Below are 16,249 nucleotides of genomic sequence, written 5' to 3' on the forward strand. Positions count from 1 at the left end.
GTATTTTCAGCCCATAACTCAAATATCAATGAAAGACATTAACAATAAAGGCAAAGTCAACAGATTCAAGTATCTGCTGTATTTCTATGGTTTCTTTGTGGTATTCATGTTCATCTACAAGTTCATTATTGCCCCTGACCTTCCCAACCTGGTACTACTGGCAGCCTTTGCACCGCTCTTTGGTTTTATGTCTTCTTTTGTAAACTGGCCCATCTATATTCATGCTGCGGAAGCAGATGGTGGAATGGTCATCAACACTCAGAAATTATTTTCTAAAAAACAGCACTCCCTTTTAATCACTAAATATAACTTCGACAGCTATTTCGAGACAGACCACTTTCACATTGGCCTGAATGTGTTAGACGAGGATGACAAGCTGAGAAAACACCGAATCAAAGTAAGCTGGATGCGACTCAAAGACCTTCGAGCGCTGGAAGAAAAGCTGAAAGAGATTAATCCGTATGCACCGGTGAAATAGTATGGAGTATGGAGTACATAGTACCTAGACTAATGGCCGGAATAGTAGCGGGAATTATAAGCTACATATTAGGATTAGCTATAGGCGCTAAAATATTTATAAAACCCTACAAGCATTCATCCTGGTTATTCAACACAAAAGGTATAGCATTAAGCCTGTGATTAATTCTTTTGAGAATAATGCTATTTACTGGTACTTAATGAACGCTTCTTGAATCAAGTCTCAATACTAGGTACTAGATACTCACTACTACCCCTCCCTCCTAGGAGAGATGCCCTTTAGGGCGGAGGGGTTACTCCTCAAACAACTCGGTCCAGGCAGCGGCAACAGCTCTTGACTGTCCTCCTTTCCACTCAGGAGCTCCAGGAATCTCAGTGGCCTCGGCCAATTGTTCTTTAGACTTTCCATCGGCTTGTCCCTTCTTCACAAATTCCATGACCTTGGCCAGGTAGTTTTGAAAAGCCTTCAAGTCTTCTCTGCCTCCTTTCACTTCATAGCCATCTCCCGAATGTCCATACACAAAGAGGGTATCTCCATCAAAGGTGTTATAGGCTTTCTCCAGTGCCTCCTGCCAGTTGGTGATATTAGCCCCAGCGGTTTTGTCGATAAAAGGCACTCTACGATTGAACAACATGTCACCACAATGGACAATATTCGCATTTTCAAAGTGCACAAAAGAATCACCATTGGTATGGCCAGGTCCAAAGTAGTGCATGGCAATACGCTCGCCACCCACTTTCTCTCTGAACGATCCACTTCTATAAGTTGTATCTGGCAACAATTGACTGTCAAGACCTCCTCTGGCTTCAGCCCCTCGCTTCTGATTCAGCATAGAGTTTTCGTGGGCCATTACCTTATTCACTATTCCCTTGAAGGAAATATTTCCGGCAGTGTGGTCACCATGGTGATGGGTATTAACCAACAGGTCAATCTTTCTCTCCGACTGCTTTTTAATCTCATCAATCAAGTGTTGAGACTGATCTGGAAACTGAGAGTCAACCACTGCAATTCCCTCATTGGTAATCATATAGGCAATAGTGCCTCCTCTTTCTGTAAAGATGCCCACGTTATTACGTAGCATTTCCATCTGATACGAGTTTTGAAACAGGAGTTTCATCAATGGAGAAGACAGACTTAAGCCTGCAGTGCCAATGATTGATTTCTGAATAAAGTGACGTCTGTTGAGCATGGGTTTGATTTTACCTGAAATTACATGGTTAGTACTCCAAGTACCAACCACTTATGTAATTGAAAGTTTAGATAAAGCGCTTGTTGGCCCTTTTTGGTATTTTGGCCGACTAAAACTCAGCTCATGAAGAAATCACTTATACTGTTGCTATTAACTTTCACTCTGGGCATTCATGCTCAGGAGTGGCCAATGGAATTGCTCACGCATCCGGAGAAAACTTCATTCAGAGAAACCTCTACCTACAAGCAGGTGATGGATGTTGTCAATGCAGCCATTAAAGACAGCCCTTACGCGCACCTCATTTCTATGGGGCAATCCAAAGAAGGGAAAGAAATTCCAGTGGTGGTTATGGCGAATCCAAAAGTGGAAACAGCTGAAGAAGCCAAAGCCTCAGGTAAGCCAATCATTTACGTACAAGGTAATATTCACTCTGGTGAAGTAGAGGGTAAAGAAGCTCTTCAGGTTTTGCTTCGCGAAATCCTGAAAGGAGATAAATCATATCTGCTGGACAATCAGATTATCCTTTTTGCTCCTATCTACAACACAGACAGCAATGACAAACTTGAGCAAGGCAGAAGACCCTCACAGGAGGATAGTCCTATTAAAGTGGGAATCAGATCTAATAGTCAGGGATGGGACCTCAATCGCGATGGTATAAAAGCCGAAGCACTAGAAACCAAGGGGCTTTTCCAGAATATCATTGTTCCCTGGGATCCTACACTTTTCGTTGATCTCCATACTACTAATGGTGTTTGGCATGGCTACTCTCTTACCTGGGCTCCAAGTTATCATACAGCGGGAGAGAAGGCTCCTTTTGACTACACATGGGACAAGATTTTGCCAACAGTAACAGACGAGGTATTGACTAAAGATGAGATTCACCTGGGACCTTATGGCTATTTCTATGAAAGAAGAGAAGGCTGGCCAATCAAATCGATTTACACCTATAATCACCATCCGCGTTATCTGGTAAACCAGTTTGGACTTAGAAACCGCATGGCAATTTTGAGTGAGGCCTTCGCTCATGAGAGATTGTATCAGCGTATGGCCAGTACTTACGCCTTTGTTCGCGAAATTCTGGAGTACACCAACGAACATGGCAAAGAAATGATGGCCGTAAATAAGCAAGCCGAGGAGGCTGCCATCAGCCTGGTTAAAGAGCAGGCAGGAAAAGTGAAGAAGGGAGTTCGCTTTGAAATGGTACCATTACCAGATCCGGTTGAAAACTACAGACTTTACAACCACATTAAAACTACCAATGAAAATGGTCAGGAAAGATATATCAGATCGAGAGAGATCATTGAACTAGAAAATGTGACCAACTACAGTGCCTTTGATGCCACAGTTTCTTCTACACTACCAAGAGGTTATGTGATCCCTGCCGAAATGAGTGATATCGCAAAGCACCTTCAGATTCTGGGTGTTAAGGTAGACACGTTGAGCAGGAATACGAGAGCTTCCGGTGAAGCTTTCACGGTAACTCAATTGGAAAAATCGCAGAGACCTTTCGAGGGACACAATATGGTTACCGTTCAGGGCGAGTTTTCTGAGGCCACTAAAAGATTTAAAAAAGGCGATTTCTATGTTGACCTGGCTCAGCCATTGGCTAATCTCATCTTCTACATGTTAGAACCACAGTCAGATGATGGATTGGTGAACTGGAACTTCTTCGATCAATATTTCGAGCAGAACAACATCAGCGAAAAGCCTGTCGAGTATCCTGTTTTCAAATACTTTGAATTGAAATAGTCATGAAAAAAAACGTCTTCAACGGAATACTCGCATTGCTACTACTGACCATAGCAGCTTGCGAACAGAAAACTGATCTGGAAAAAACGATGGACACTGTAAGCCAGCACACCATCAAAGATCACATCTATTACCTGGCTTCAGATGAGCTGAAGGGAAGAAATACGGGTTCGGAAGAAATCCTTATTGCTGCAAATTATCTGGCCAATCAGCTGGAAAAATACGGAGCTCAGCCGATAGCGGGACAGGACGGCTACTTTCAGGCAATACCATTAAGAAAGAAAACGCCTGCCACTGCAGGCCACTTTGAATATGGCGGCAGAGCGTTTGACCTCAATGAAGACTTTCTGGTGGTTGAAGGGAAGACCGGCAACTATGAGGGTGAGGTTGTTTACCTGAACTATGGACTGGAAGATGATTATACCAATGCCGATGTTTCTGGCAAAATGGTATTTGCCAAAGCCGGAAATGGTGAGGTGTCTGACAGAAGAGAAATTCTTCAATTGAGCCGCGAGAAATATGAACTGGCCAGATCTAAGGGTGCTACCGGATTGGTAGAGTTTTACAATTCACCGGCAACCCCCTGGAATCAGTTGGGTTTTCTCTTTAACAGGGTGAATATCTCGCTGGATTCTTTCGAAGAAAAAGGTGAAATCATTCCTCACCTTTGGTTGAAAGATCTGGATAATGCCAATCAGCGCTATATGATGACCCGAAGTATCAAAAGGGCCAGTATTGAAATTGAAGGCATGCAAAACGAGCTCACTAAAGACAGGAATGTGGTGGCTATGGTAGAAGGAACTGACCCTGATTTGAAAGATGAATTCATTATGTTCTCTGCCCATTATGACCATGTGGGCATCGGCAGGCCTAATGAAGAAGGAGACTCCATCTATAATGGTACCCGAGACAATGCCATTGGTTCGGTTACGGTGCTTTCGGCCGCTGAAAATATTGCTAAGTACCCGATGAAAAGGAGTGCCTTGTTTGTGCTCTTTACCGGAGAGGAAAAAGGACTTTTAGGAAGCCGCTATCTGGCCGATCATCCTGTTATTCCTAACGATGAAATTGTCTTTTGCTGGAACAGTGACAATGCCGGATATAACGATACGACTGTTTCTACCATCATTGGTTTGGAACGCACAACTGCTTCAGGTATGATCAAAGAAGCCAATGAAGCCTTTGGCTTAACCGCCATTGATGACCCTGCGGGGGAACAGGGGCTCTTCGACCGATCTGATAATGTCAGCTTTGCCAGAAAAGGAATCCCGGCTCCCACTTACAGTCTCGGCTTCCGATCGTTCAGCGGTGATGTTACCAAGTATTATCATCAGGCGGGAGACAACCCTAATACAGTTGACTATGACTATCTGGAGAAGTTCTTCAAGAGTTATGTCTATGCCTCAAGACTGATCGGTAATGCCGCAGAAACACCTTTCTGGTTACCGGGTGACAAGTACTATGAAACAGGCATGGAACTGTATGGGAAAGAAGATTAAGAGTTAGAAATTGAGAATGAATAATAAAGCCCTCTTAGGAGGGCTTTTTTAATCTTAAGCTATTTGTTTTAATCTCACACCAGAGACACCAGACCAATGTATCTGATTTTCATCCTGACGAAGGAAGGATATGCCAAATTCTTACTTGAGGCAGGTGTCTCTACTACGGAAAGAGCTGTCGAAACCAAGACTCAGGAGCAAAAAATGGAACGTCACTTTTTACCCTGTTTTCTTTCAAGTTTCTCCTTCAGGAACTTGAATCTATACCAGCCAAAAGCAACTCCGGCTGGAATGGCAATGACCAGGTTGAGCAGGTTCTTCTCAGGTTCCATTGGCTTTTCTTCATCCACCAAAGGAATTCCAATGTAGATGATCAGCCAGATCACAATCATGTAGATAATGCCCTTAAGGGCCCAGTTATATTTAGTCATTGCCTGCTATTTCATGTATTAGCCTTAATCCATCTAAGGTCAAATGTCTTTTCACCTCATCAAATCTTTCATGCAGCGGATGCAGAATCGAAGAAAGCCCACCCGTAGCAACAACTTTGGTTTTCTTTCCCAGTTCAGCATGAATCTTATCCAGCATACCCTCCACCATACTCACATAGCCCCAAAGTACTCCGGCCTGAATGGCATGGATAGTATCGGTTCCAAGAATTGAGTCAGGCAACTCCAAAGGAACCTCAGGTAATTGAGCTGTATTGCCCACTAGTGCTTTAATGGCTGTCTTGAGTCCGGGAGCTATGTTCACTCCCTGAATGAGACCGTCTTTGCCCACAATTGTAAAAGTGAGTGCCGTACCAAAATCGACAATAATAATGTCCTCCTGATAAATCTGATGCCCCGCTACAGCGTTGGCCACCAGGTCCGTGCCAATCTGATACGGCCTTTTGGTTCTGACCGGCAACCGATCATAGATTTTCGGGCCAACAAACAAGGGGTCTTTTTCTATCAATGAAGCCGAAAATTCCTGTAGAACATCATTGAGCTGAGGCACTACGGAGGAGATAACGATCCCTTCTACTTCCTCCAGTTTAAGATTGGCTTCCAGGAAATTCAGTCGGAGAAACTTCTCATACTCTACCTGGCTTTTGACGGGCATTGTATCGAATCGCCATTCGTGAATCCATTGACCGTTCTGGTGTATTCCAAAAACGATATTTGTATTACCGGCATCTATGGCTAAAAGCATGTGGCTAGTTTAATGTTTAAAGTTCAAAGTTTCATCAGTCACAACAGAAACTTTGAACTGTTTTATTGACCTCTCTCCGGAGACTGATTAATCAATAAACCTTGGAGGATGTTGCTCATCGAACTCGGTCGCTTCCTGATAAGCTCTTGCCACACTCAAAATAGTGGCCTCATCGAACAGGTTACCGATAAATGAAATACTGGTTGGACTTCCCTGATTGTTATAGCCATTTTTCAATACAACACATGGATGTCCGGTGAGATTAGTCGTCAGCAATTGAGAACCTCCAAAGCTCGGGGTTACGATCACATCATACTCTTTCATCAGCGCGTTCACCTTTTCTACCAGTTGGTATCTGGCTCGGTTGGCATTAATGTAGTCGACTGCAGAGGTAAATCTGGCTGCCCGGAAAAGATTTGGCCATGCTCCGGCATTCTGGCGAACCAGTAGTGTATCTCTGTCAGATCGGGTCAGAGCATCGAATGCAGCTGAAGCTTCTGCCGTCAGAATGGCCTGCATGGCACCAAAAGGCATATCCGATACCCATTCTACCGGTTCGAGATTGGCTCCCAGGCTTTTTAAAACCTCCAGAGAGATAGAGTCATTGGTTTTCTGGGTGCCTCTTCCACCATCAAAATAATCTTTCAGATACCCGATTTTCAACTTTGACAAATCGGCTTTCCCCTGATAATTGAACGGATGATTCTGCACCGTCAGGTCTTTCTGATCTTCTCCACGAATCACATCGAAAACGATGGCGCAATCCAGGGCAGACCTTGTCATCGGGCCGATTTTATCCATGGTCCAGCTCAAGGCCATTGCACCTGCTCTGCTAACTCTGCCAAAGGTAGGTCTGAGGCCTGTGACCCCGTTTCTGGTGGACGGAGATACTATTGATCCCAAAGTTTCTGTACCCAAGGCGAAAGGAACCAGTCCGGCTGCGGTCGATGAGCCAGATCCGGCACTAGACCCACTGGAACCTTGCTGTAAATTCCATGGGTTTTTGGTTGTTCCTCCATACCATACATCTCCCATGGCCAGTGCTCCCAGAGTGAGTTTGGCCACCAACACCGCACCGGCATTATCCAGTTTTTTAATTACTGTGGCCAGCTCGTCTCCTCTGTTTTGTTCTTTATATGGTCCTGCTCCCCAGGTTGTTTTATAGTCAGGCACGGAAAATAAGTCTTTAGCTCCATAAGGAATACCATGAAGAGGACCCAGATATGTACCATTCTTCAGCAAATCATCAGCCCTTCTGGCTTGTGCCATGGCACGTTCTTCTGTAATGGTAATGACCGATTGAAGCGTATCACCATATGTTCTCAGGCGCTCGATGAAAAACTCCGTTAATTCAACAGAAGTAATCTTTCTTTCTCTGATCAATACTGAAAGTTCTGCTACGGTATAAAATGCCAGTTCATTTCTGTTGGCCGGCATTTCAACGCTCTGGGGTAATTCCCAACGTTGGGCTTGTTGAGTAGTTGGAATAGCCTTTCCTGTATGTTGAGGTCTGAAAGTGAAGGCAGGAGGAACACTATTATCTATTTCGTATCCATGAAGTTCCTTGATACCATTCAGGGTCTGATTCACATTCCTCAAAAGTTGATCCACCTCATTCTGGTTGAAGTTAAGATCCAACACCTTTTGCGCTGCCATGATCTCTTCAGCACTGACACTATCATCCTGGACCCAATTGAGTCCTGCAAAAAATGTCAAAGCCAGCATACCCCCTGCTGCTAAAAGCTTAGGGTGGCTATTAAAAGGTAGTAGTTTTTTCATCTTGCTTAAGGTTAAACTTTAATATTGCAGGGTAGAATTTTACTCAACAATAAGAATTGACATAAGTTATATAATCGATGGAGACACCGCAAAGTTTATTTCCACAGTGGATGAGAGGATTTCTTTTGGTAGCCGCTGCCTACAATGTTTTATGGGGTGTCTTAATTGGCTGGTTTCCGGAAACCTTTTATCAATGGATCACTGAAACAGAGGCTGCCGCGCCATCCATTATTACCTGGCAAGGTCGGGGAGTACTAGTTATGGCTGCTATTTATTTGATGAGCGCCATACACCCGGGTAAGCTCTGGTTCTTCATTCTCTTCGGAGCAATAACCAAAGTAGCAGGAGCTATTTGGTTTTATCAGGTCATTTTGAAACAGGAAGTAGGTAAAAGAGGTCTCTTTCATTTACTAATGAACGACCTCATTTGGGTTCCAATTTTACTGTGGATCGCCTGGCAGGCATATCAGTACAAAAAACTAAAAGCATGAAAGAACATTACACCAGACTATTCGAGTATAATTTATGGGCCAACAACGAATTCTCAGAAATCTTAAGGGCCAAGCCATTCGATAATTCCAAAATTCTGAAACTGATCTCGCATGTGGCCAATGCCCAGGCCATTTGGCTAAGCCGAATCAAAGACGAGACACCAGGTGTTGGGGTTTGGGATGAGTATGATCTCAAAGAAGCACTGGAGCTTTTATCCTCTACAAGTCAGGATTGGCTAGACTTCATCTATTCAGGAGACCTGGAACAAGACTCAATCAATTACAAAAATTCAAAAGGACAGTCTTTTGAGAGCCGGGTTACGGATATTCTCACCCATGTCATTAACCACGGCACACATCACAGAGGTCAAATTGCCTATATGTTAAGAGAAGAGGACATAGACCCTCCCGCTTCAGATTTCATCTTTTATGTAAGGAATTAGAAGAAGATGAACTTCTTTCTCTTGTAAAGAGGTGTTCTCTCCTTCCTCACTAGGGCTGATCCGGTTCTTGAACTACCAAAACAATATGGTTTGCGGGAATTGGCCTTCAGCTGGTTTAAGTTGATACTAAAGAAGAATCCGACCGATTTCTTTTCCGGAGCAAACAGGGTACCCAATGCATGGGTGCCAATGGTCAATGGTCCGTATCGGCCAGCGAGTCCTAGCTGCGTATCTCCTTCGAAGTTGTGGAAAACGGGCAGATAGAGTCCATAAAGTCCTGTCTCGTACCTTGGCGTTACCGTTATGCTATTAATGTAGCTAAGCCGATAATCGGTAGGCATCACCCAACTTAAGTCTGCTACGGCAGCCACATTGAAGAAGAGGTTATTGCCGAAGTTATAATCGTAATTCAAACGGAAGGCAGTGGGTAAACTGACAGAATAAGCTCCGGAAACATCTTGAAGCTGAAGAAGCGTATTGAGTGAATCTCGGAACTCTCTGAAACTACCAATTCCATCCAAAACATTGTCGAGATTGGCTGTATTCGCACCAGGATCAAGTCCGGTTGAGATAAATGAAGCAGCCCCTTGCTCAAACTTCAGGGTGCCGATGTCGGTAATAGAGGCGCTTACTCTGAATTCATAGTCAAGGTCTCGGTTGAGACTAGTTCCGGCAGCTGTTTTTGGGTCAGGCCTGTAAGCCACTCGTTCATAGACCAATCCAATATCAGCTCCTCCAAAAGTCAGTCCTGTGCCTTTAGGGGGTAATTGCATGGCTTCAGTGCCGTCGAATTGTTCATAACGATCGAGATTGGCTGAATATCCTGCTGAGATATTAAAAGTGCTGAAATCAACAATGCCTGAATTATCAATATCATAATCAGCATCGGAAAGGTCCATCCATACATGACCAGAGGGATTAGCCGCCTTGAGCGTGACACCCATTTTCCACCGGTGATAGCCATCGTCTTTCAAAACACCTCCATAGGTAAATGCATATTCCTGCCAGGTAGCGGTCGATAGTCTCAGGGTTTCATTGGCATAGCTTCGGTCTGTGAAAGCCGGAGAAGCAAACCGATTGATCTGTATGATAAAATTGGGAGAGATATCTGTACCATTGGCCATAGCTCTCATTCGATAGCTAAAACCAAAACCTCTGTTTCTTGAGAGGGACAATAAGGCTGAAAATCCACCAAGACTTGCATTAGCACTTAGGTACCTCTCTTCGAGTCCGTCTTGCCTGATGAATACACTGTTTCCTTCGCTATCATTTGTCAACACGGCAATATCATTCGATAGATAAAGATTTGCATTGACCAGATTGAAGTCAAACTTATAGGGTGACTTGGCCACCAGGGCAGGTTGATCTCTGAGACCAATTACCCCTGAAAAGTCGGAGTTAATAAACCCGTTAAATTGCTGTGCCCAGACACCCATTGAGCAACCAATTGATAGCCAAAGACTTATAAAAACAGCGGATTTTCTTAGAAATGTCACTTGCAATGGCAATTTACATAAGGATTTTTGAAAAAATTTTCACTCAGCTAAGATTAGGCATAAACGATTAAAGACCACTGTTTTCAACCATTTAGTCATTTGAAACGGAATTATATTCTGAAAATTTCAACACCACAAAATTATAACGTTTGTATCTACTTATATTTTATTTTCTGAAATACGTTTTTTTGTATGTGAAAAACATCATTCATTGTATGAACCGCGGTTTTCTGTATATTTGTATCACTTTCGCTTAACACCTCGAGGTCACCTCCTCATCTTAAAACTTTCCCCAAGACTACTTTACCAAACAACCTGAATCGAACTAGCGACTAATTTAAGTCGTGTGCTCAATAGTATTATTTCTACACCCTGCTATCAGGGTGAAAGGTAATTTACGATCGAACTAAGTAAAGTACCTAAAGTGTAAGGATCGGTAATTCCCTCTAACGAACAAGGGCAGTTACCAGGAACTTCATACCGTGAAAGAAATTCTTACACGGTGCTTTGAACATCGCCCTGATGATCAGTCAACAGGGTTATCGATGTACAAGAAGTTGCTAAATAGCGTATTCCTATCTACACTCTTCAGCGTAATGCTGGTAGCGACACATTCCCTTTTTGCCAACAACAACTACGAACGATTACTTTCTAAACAAGATGCTGCTGAGGATATAGAAGTTTACTTCAATATCATAGATCAGCAGCATGGTAATCCTTATCAATACATTTCCAGGGCAGAGTTTAAGTCTCTTATTAATGAGACCATTGCCAATCTACCCGAAACAATTACTTACAAAGAGTTCGATCTCCTCTTAAGCCAGCTGAACAATAAGATCAGATGTGGCCACACTGTTATAAGCCTAGACACAGATTTTCTTAAATCGGTCACAGATGTAGCTCAGTTTTTTCCATATCCCGTAAGAATTATTGATGACGCTTATTACATCGACTTCGAGGACGGCTCTCTTCCATTAGGTTCCAGACTCATCAGCATCAATGGAAATAGCGTTGACCAAATGACACAGGCACTTACTGCCTTAACAGTAACCGATGGTTACAGTGCCTCCAAACCGATTCGTGAAATCGAAAGCCGATTTGGCTACTACTACTTCCTGAAATATGGCGCAGCCAATACTTTCAAAGTGACTTATGAAACCGCGGCCGGAGAGAAATTAACCTCAGATGTAAACGGGATTGAGGGTAATAAAATGCTTGCCAACAACTACTACAGACCTGTATATAAACTGAATGAAAGATATTATCATTTTACACATTTAGATGCGATCGACTCCCTTCAAACACTGGTGCTTACCTTGAATACATTCCAGGCTAACCCTGACTGGTTCTTCAAGCAATTGGCATCGCGTTATAATGAGGAAAGCAAAGAGTTCGACTTTGACAACCTTGTAATCGATTTGAGATTGAATGAAGGGGGCGATCGCAGAATATTGAACTTCCTGTATGAGTTTTTAGGTGGAGGAAAACTGGTCGATCCTTCTAAAACATCGGTTAGAAACCGAAATATCGCACTGACCGACTATTTGGTAGCTATTAATGGTGCCAACAGCTCAACAGAAGTAGTACAGAATGCTAGTGACTATCTGAAACAGCATTTTAGCCTGCAAAACGCAGAAGGTTTTGGAAGTGACATCGAGAACTGGCACGACCAATTTGACCTGGGCATTCACTGGGAAGGTACCGCCTTTAAAGGCAACATCTATGTACTGACTTCAGGAAAGACTTTCTCTGCTGCCGCTGACCTGGCCAGAATCCTTAGCGAAATGTCTAATGTTACTTTGGTGGGTGAGGAAACCGGAGGAGGACATAATGGAAGAACAGCTAATATGTTGTTGATCTACAGCCTTCCTAATACCCAAACCATGCTTCAGGTGCCTGTTATCTATGAAGAGTTTATCAACGTAAGCAACAGTTCTGAAGGACGTGGTACTTTCCCCGATTATCTGGTTACTCAGAGTTATACCGACCTGCTAAATAAGAAAGACACTGCTTTCGAATTCACCCTGAAACTGATTAACCAAAACGGTCAGTTTGGAAGTCACTAATTAGCAGCAAAACCTTTTTCTGACTTTCCCCGAAAGATTTACCTTTATGGAATGAGTAAACCAGAGAAGACCCTCTTCCTGCTCGATGCGATGGCCCTTATCTACAGAGCCCATTTCGCATTCAGCAAAAACCCACGAATCAATTCCAAAGGTCTCAATACAGGCGCACCATTTGGTTTTACCAATAGCCTCTATGAAATCATAGATAAAAGAAAACCTACACACATTGGAGTAGCTTTCGATACCAGTGCCCCAACATTCAGGCATGAAGAATACAGCGAATACAAGGCTCAGCGTGAAGAAACTCCGGAAGACATTAAAATCGGGACACCAATCGTAAAAGACATCGTCCGTGCCTTTAATATTCCTGTATTGGAAATGGATGGCTTTGAAGCTGATGATGTCATTGGAACACTAGCCAAGAAAGCGGCCCGTGCCGGATTTGAGGTATTTATGATGACCCCGGATAAAGATTATGGTCAGCTGGTTGAAGAGCATGTTTACCTCTATAAGCCTGCCTTTATGGGAAATGGCGTAGACATTATGGGTGTTCAACAGGTTCTGGACAAATGGGATATTGAGCGAATTGACCAGGTAGTTGACATGCTAGGCCTTCAGGGCGACTCTGTAGATAATATTCCGGGTATTCCGGGAGTAGGGCCCAAAACAGCTTCCAAGTTGCTCAAAGAATATGGCAGTATGGAAGCTATTCTTGAACATGCCCATGAAATTAAAGGCAAGTTGGGTGAGAAAATTGCCAACAACGCGGAGCAGGGTCTACTTTCTAAAAAACTCGCCCGAATCAATATTGAAGTACCGGTAGAATTCGATGAAAAGGCCTTAGAGTATACCGGCCCCAATGTAGAAAAGCTTACAGGGATATTTGAAGAGCTAGAATTCAGAACCACACTGAAAAGAATTCTGGGTGAATCTACTTCACCAACACCAAGCGCTAAACCGAAACCTGTCGCCTCAGAACAAATGGCTTTATTTGGCGATACACCTGCTTTGATAGAAAAAGAGGAGGTAGTGATTGATGAGAAACTCAACGTTTCCAACACAAAGCACAAATACCATCTCATTGATAGCCCAGCGCTTAGAAAACGACTCATTAAGTACCTCTCTGCTCAAAAGGAATTCTGTTTCGACACCGAGACCGATAGCCTGGAACCTATAGAAGCGAATCTGGTCGGTCTGGCGTTCAGCTATGTAACGGGTGAAGCCTATTATGTACCAACACCAGAGGATAGGGAAGAGACACAGAAAATTCTGGAGGAATTCAGGCCTGTTTTCGAAAATGCCCAAATCGGAAAGATTGCTCAGAATGCCAAATATGATGTACAGGTCTTAAAGAACTATAACATCGATGTCAAAGGGCCAATTTTCGATACCATGATTGCGCACTATCTTATCGATCCGGATACCCGACATAATATGGATGTACTGGCAGAAAACTATCTCAATTATACGCCCATATCCATCACTGAGCTCATCGGTAAAAAGAGTGGTGGCAAGCAGGGTAATATGAAAGATGTGCCTGTACACAAGGTGGTAGAATATGCTGCTGAAGATGCTGACATTACATTGCAGCTTAAAAATGAATTTGCTCCACAACTAAATGAGGGTCGAATTCAGAAGCTTTTTGATGAGGTTGAAATGCCCCTTATGCATGTGTTGGCCGAGGTGGAATACAATGGTGTTAAAATTGACACCGAGACCTTGTCTACCATGTCTAAAGAACTGGAAGAGGCCAGCGCGATAGCAGAAAAGGAAATTTATGAACTGGCCGGAGAAGAGTTCAATGTAGCCTCTCCAAAACAGCTTGGAGTTATTTTATTCGACAAGCTTAAACTGGTCGACAAGCCTAAAAAGACAAAAACCGGTCAGTATGCAACAGGGGAAGATATTCTATCCAAACTGGCCGTAGAGCATGACATAGCCAGAAGAATTCTCGAATTCAGAGAGTATCAAAAACTGAAATCAACTTATGTAGATGCACTGCCCAATATGATCAGCCCGATTGATGGCTTGGTCCACACAGATTACCGTCAGGCAGTAGCCGCTACAGGTCGTCTGAGCTCGAATAATCCGAACCTTCAAAACATTCCTATCCGAACTGAGAAAGGAAGGGAAATCAGAAAAGCATTCATTCCCCGGTCAGAAGAGTTTACCTTATTAGCTGCTGATTACTCTCAAATAGAACTTCGTATTGTGGCTGCTTTTGCCAAGGATGAGAGCATGATTGAAGCCTTCCGCTCAGGAAAGGACATTCACTCCACTACGGCCAGTAAAGTATTTGGAGTGCCAATTGATGAAGTAGATCGTGACATGAGGCGTAAGGCCAAAGAGGTAAACTTCGGTTTGATCTATGGTATTTCAGCCTTCGGACTGGCACAGAATATCGGAATTTCCAGAACCGAAGCACAGCAGATCATAACGTCCTATTTCAATGAGTTCCCTGGCGTGAAGGAGTATATGGACGCTCAGGTAAATAAAGCACGGGAGTACACTTATGTCGAAACTATCCTGGGAAGAAGACGATACTTAAGAGACATTCACTCCAAAAACATGACCGTCAGAGGTCATGCCGAGCGAAACGCTATCAATGCCCCTATACAGGGAAGTGCTGCCGATATGATCAAGATTGCCATGATTAATATTCATGCCTGGATGAAAGAAGAAAAGTTAAAGTCTAAAATGATTATGCAGGTTCATGATGAATTGGTATTTGATGTCCACAACTCTGAGCTGGAACTGATGAAAAAGAAAATACCTGAACTGATGAAGAATGCCATAGAACTTGACGTACCTATGGAAGTTGAAGTAGGAGTAGGAGAAAACTGGCTAATAGCGCATTAGAATATGTTTAAAGTTACACAGGCAGATATAGAAGCTGCCCATGAAAGGATCCGTCCTTTTATCCACCACACACCAGTAATGAGCAGTCAAAGCATCAATGAAATGGTCGGTGCTGAGCTATACTTTAAGTGTGAGAACTTCCAGAAAATTGGGGCCTTTAAGGCCAGAGGGGGAATCAATGCCGTCCTTTCATTACCTGAAGCAGAAAGAAAGAATGGAGTAACTACACATAGTTCAGGTAATCATGCTCAGGCCATCGCTCTGGCCGCAAAGATGGCCGGAATTCCAGCCTATATCGTAATGCCCGAGACTGCACCGGAAGTAAAGAAAAAGGCAGTAGCCGGCTATGGTGCTAACATTACTCTCTGCGAGCCCACTCAGCAGTCCAGAGAAGAAACCTGTGCCAGAATTCAGGAGGAAACAGGTGCCACATTTATTTCCCCTTACAATGACTATTCTGTCATTACCGGTCAGGCTACCTGTGCCAAGGAACTGATAGATGAACAGCCAGAACTGGAAATCATCATAGCACCGGTTGGCGGTGGTGGGCTTATGGCAGGAACCGCACTTTCGGCTCATTACTATAAGCCGGAGATGATAGTCTATGCTGGAGAACCAGAGGGAGCCAAAGACAGCTACTTATCTATGCAGGCCGGTATCATTACTAAGGTAGATAAGCCATTGAGTATTGCTGACGGTCTTTTGGCCAGTATGGGCGATAAGAACTTCGAGATCATCAAAGCATTAGTTAAGGATATCTTTCTGGTCAATGATAAAGAGATTGTCGAAGCCATGCGCATTATCTGGGAACGCATGAAGATTGTGATTGAACCTTCATGTGCCGTGCCATTCGCTGCCATTCTGAAGAATAAAGAAGTCTTCCAAGGTAAAAAAGTTGGGGTAATTCTTACTGGCGGGAATGTAGATTTGGCTAAGCTGCCTTTTTAGTATAAAACTGCGCTTATCCGCCATTTTCTAAACTTAATTAGAGAGCATTAAAGTCCAA

13 protein-coding genes are annotated in these 16,249 nt (G+C 43.4%); 8 read left to right on the forward strand and 5 right to left on the reverse strand.

Translation table 11 applies throughout. From position 1 onward, the window contains the following. Positions 1 to 28 precede the first annotated feature (28 nt). Complete coding sequence (locus tag ACOOEY_RS09940) at positions 29 to 478, forward strand: hypothetical protein (protein WP_420388523.1); 450 nt, start codon at positions 29 to 31, stop codon at positions 476 to 478. A 292-nt stretch (positions 479 to 770) separates the two neighbouring features. On the opposite strand, the gene ACOOEY_RS09945 is transcribed toward ACOOEY_RS09940, so the two are convergent. Further along, positions 771 to 1,667, reverse strand: a complete 897-nt coding sequence (locus ACOOEY_RS09945) for an MBL fold metallo-hydrolase (RefSeq protein WP_420388524.1) — start codon at positions 1,665 to 1,667, stop codon at positions 771 to 773. A 123-nt stretch (positions 1,668 to 1,790) separates the two neighbouring features. Between ACOOEY_RS09945 and ACOOEY_RS09950 the strand changes: the two genes are divergently transcribed. Together ACOOEY_RS09950 and ACOOEY_RS09955 are read left to right on the forward strand one after the other, a co-directional pair. Then, positions 1,791 to 3,416 (forward strand): M14 family metallopeptidase, encoded by a 1,626-nt coding sequence (locus tag ACOOEY_RS09950; RefSeq protein WP_420388525.1) that lies wholly within the window; start codon positions 1,791 to 1,793, stop codon positions 3,414 to 3,416. A 2-nt stretch (positions 3,417 to 3,418) separates the two neighbouring features. Beyond that, the gene (locus ACOOEY_RS09955) at positions 3,419 to 4,915 is read left to right on the forward strand and encodes a M28 family peptidase (RefSeq protein WP_420388526.1); all 1,497 of its coding nucleotides are present in this window, start codon (positions 3,419 to 3,421) and stop codon (positions 4,913 to 4,915) included. Between the two features lie 212 nt (positions 4,916 to 5,127). On the opposite strand, the gene ACOOEY_RS09960 is transcribed toward ACOOEY_RS09955, so the two are convergent. The 3 genes from ACOOEY_RS09960 to ACOOEY_RS09970 form a co-directional block, all read right to left on the reverse strand. After that, entirely contained in the window at positions 5,128 to 5,346 is a 219-nt protein-coding gene (locus ACOOEY_RS09960; protein ID WP_420388527.1) for a hypothetical protein, read from the reverse strand. Further along, positions 5,339 to 6,109, reverse strand: a complete 771-nt coding sequence (locus ACOOEY_RS09965) for a type III pantothenate kinase (protein ID WP_420388528.1) — start codon at positions 6,107 to 6,109, stop codon at positions 5,339 to 5,341. The genes ACOOEY_RS09960 and ACOOEY_RS09965 overlap by 8 nt, the downstream gene beginning before the upstream one ends. Positions 6,110 to 6,196: 87 nt before the next feature. Next, entirely contained in the window at positions 6,197 to 7,888 is a 1,692-nt protein-coding gene (locus tag ACOOEY_RS09970; protein ID WP_420388529.1) for an amidase, read from the reverse strand. Positions 7,889 to 7,965: 77 nt separating this feature from the next. Here ACOOEY_RS09970 and ACOOEY_RS09975 point away from each other — a divergent pair, with 77 nt between their 5' ends. Next, positions 7,966 to 8,379, forward strand: a complete 414-nt coding sequence (locus ACOOEY_RS09975; protein WP_420388530.1) for a hypothetical protein — start codon at positions 7,966 to 7,968, stop codon at positions 8,377 to 8,379. Next, complete coding sequence (locus tag ACOOEY_RS09980; RefSeq protein WP_420388531.1) at positions 8,376 to 8,822, forward strand: DinB family protein; 447 nt, start codon at positions 8,376 to 8,378, stop codon at positions 8,820 to 8,822. Before ACOOEY_RS09975 ends, ACOOEY_RS09980 begins: the two co-directional genes overlap by 4 nt. Here the strand turns inward: ACOOEY_RS09980 and ACOOEY_RS09985 are convergent. Beyond that, a complete protein-coding gene (locus ACOOEY_RS09985; RefSeq protein WP_420388532.1) occupies positions 8,819 to 10,258 on the reverse strand; it encodes a DUF5723 family protein in 1,440 nt (479 codons plus the stop codon). The genes ACOOEY_RS09980 and ACOOEY_RS09985 overlap by 4 nt on opposite strands. Before the next feature lie 605 nt (positions 10,259 to 10,863). Here ACOOEY_RS09985 and ACOOEY_RS09990 point away from each other — a divergent pair. Genes ACOOEY_RS09990 through ACOOEY_RS10000 form a run of 3 tightly spaced genes read left to right on the forward strand, consistent with a single transcriptional unit; the run spans position 10,864 to position 16,191 of the window. Continuing rightward, positions 10,864 to 12,384, forward strand: coding sequence for a S41 family peptidase (locus tag ACOOEY_RS09990; protein ID WP_420388533.1), 1,521 nt, complete (start codon positions 10,864 to 10,866; stop codon positions 12,382 to 12,384). Between the two features lie 51 nt (positions 12,385 to 12,435). Further along, positions 12,436 to 15,243 carry a DNA polymerase I gene (gene polA, locus ACOOEY_RS09995; protein WP_420388534.1) on the forward strand — a complete coding sequence of 936 codons (2,808 nt, stop codon included), beginning with the start codon at positions 12,436 to 12,438 and terminating at the stop codon, positions 15,241 to 15,243. Positions 15,244 to 15,246: 3 nt separating this feature from the next. Further along, on the forward strand, positions 15,247 to 16,191 hold the full coding sequence (locus ACOOEY_RS10000; protein WP_420388535.1) for a threonine ammonia-lyase: 945 nt from the start codon (positions 15,247 to 15,249) through the stop codon (positions 16,189 to 16,191). The last annotated feature ends 58 nt before the right edge of the window (positions 16,192 to 16,249 follow it).

It is taken from the genome of Roseivirga sp., assembly GCF_965216855.1.
GTDB lineage: Bacteria > Bacteroidota > Bacteroidia > Cytophagales > Cyclobacteriaceae > Roseivirga.

Excerpts from the sequence above, each read along its gene's own strand:
- ACOOEY_RS09980 (WP_420388531.1), top strand. The coding sequence starts at position 8,376 with ATGAAAGAACATTACACCAGACTATTCGAGTATAATTTATGGGCCAAC.
- ACOOEY_RS09975 (WP_420388530.1), top strand. The coding sequence starts at position 7,966 with ATGGAGACACCGCAAAGTTTATTTCCACAGTGGATGAGAGGATTTCTT.
- ACOOEY_RS09960 (WP_420388527.1), bottom strand. The coding sequence starts at position 5,346 with ATGACTAAATATAACTGGGCCCTTAAGGGCATTATCTACATGATTGTG.
- ACOOEY_RS09985 (WP_420388532.1), bottom strand. The coding sequence starts at position 10,258 with ATGGGTGTCTGGGCACAGCAATTTAACGGGTTTATTAACTCCGACTTT.
- ACOOEY_RS09950 (WP_420388525.1), top strand. The coding sequence starts at position 1,791 with ATGAAGAAATCACTTATACTGTTGCTATTAACTTTCACTCTGGGCATT.
- ACOOEY_RS09945 (WP_420388524.1), bottom strand. The coding sequence starts at position 1,667 with ATGCTCAACAGACGTCACTTTATTCAGAAATCAATCATTGGCACTGCA.
- ACOOEY_RS09955 (WP_420388526.1), top strand. The coding sequence starts at position 3,419 with ATGAAAAAAAACGTCTTCAACGGAATACTCGCATTGCTACTACTGACC.
- ACOOEY_RS09970 (WP_420388529.1), bottom strand. The coding sequence starts at position 7,888 with ATGAAAAAACTACTACCTTTTAATAGCCACCCTAAGCTTTTAGCAGCA.
- ACOOEY_RS10000 (WP_420388535.1), top strand. The coding sequence starts at position 15,247 with ATGTTTAAAGTTACACAGGCAGATATAGAAGCTGCCCATGAAAGGATC.
- ACOOEY_RS09990 (WP_420388533.1), top strand. The coding sequence starts at position 10,864 with ATGTACAAGAAGTTGCTAAATAGCGTATTCCTATCTACACTCTTCAGC.
- ACOOEY_RS09940 (WP_420388523.1), top strand. The coding sequence starts at position 29 with ATGAAAGACATTAACAATAAAGGCAAAGTCAACAGATTCAAGTATCTG.
- polA (WP_420388534.1), top strand. The coding sequence starts at position 12,436 with ATGAGTAAACCAGAGAAGACCCTCTTCCTGCTCGATGCGATGGCCCTT.
- ACOOEY_RS09965 (WP_420388528.1), bottom strand. The coding sequence starts at position 6,109 with ATGCTTTTAGCCATAGATGCCGGTAATACAAATATCGTTTTTGGAATA.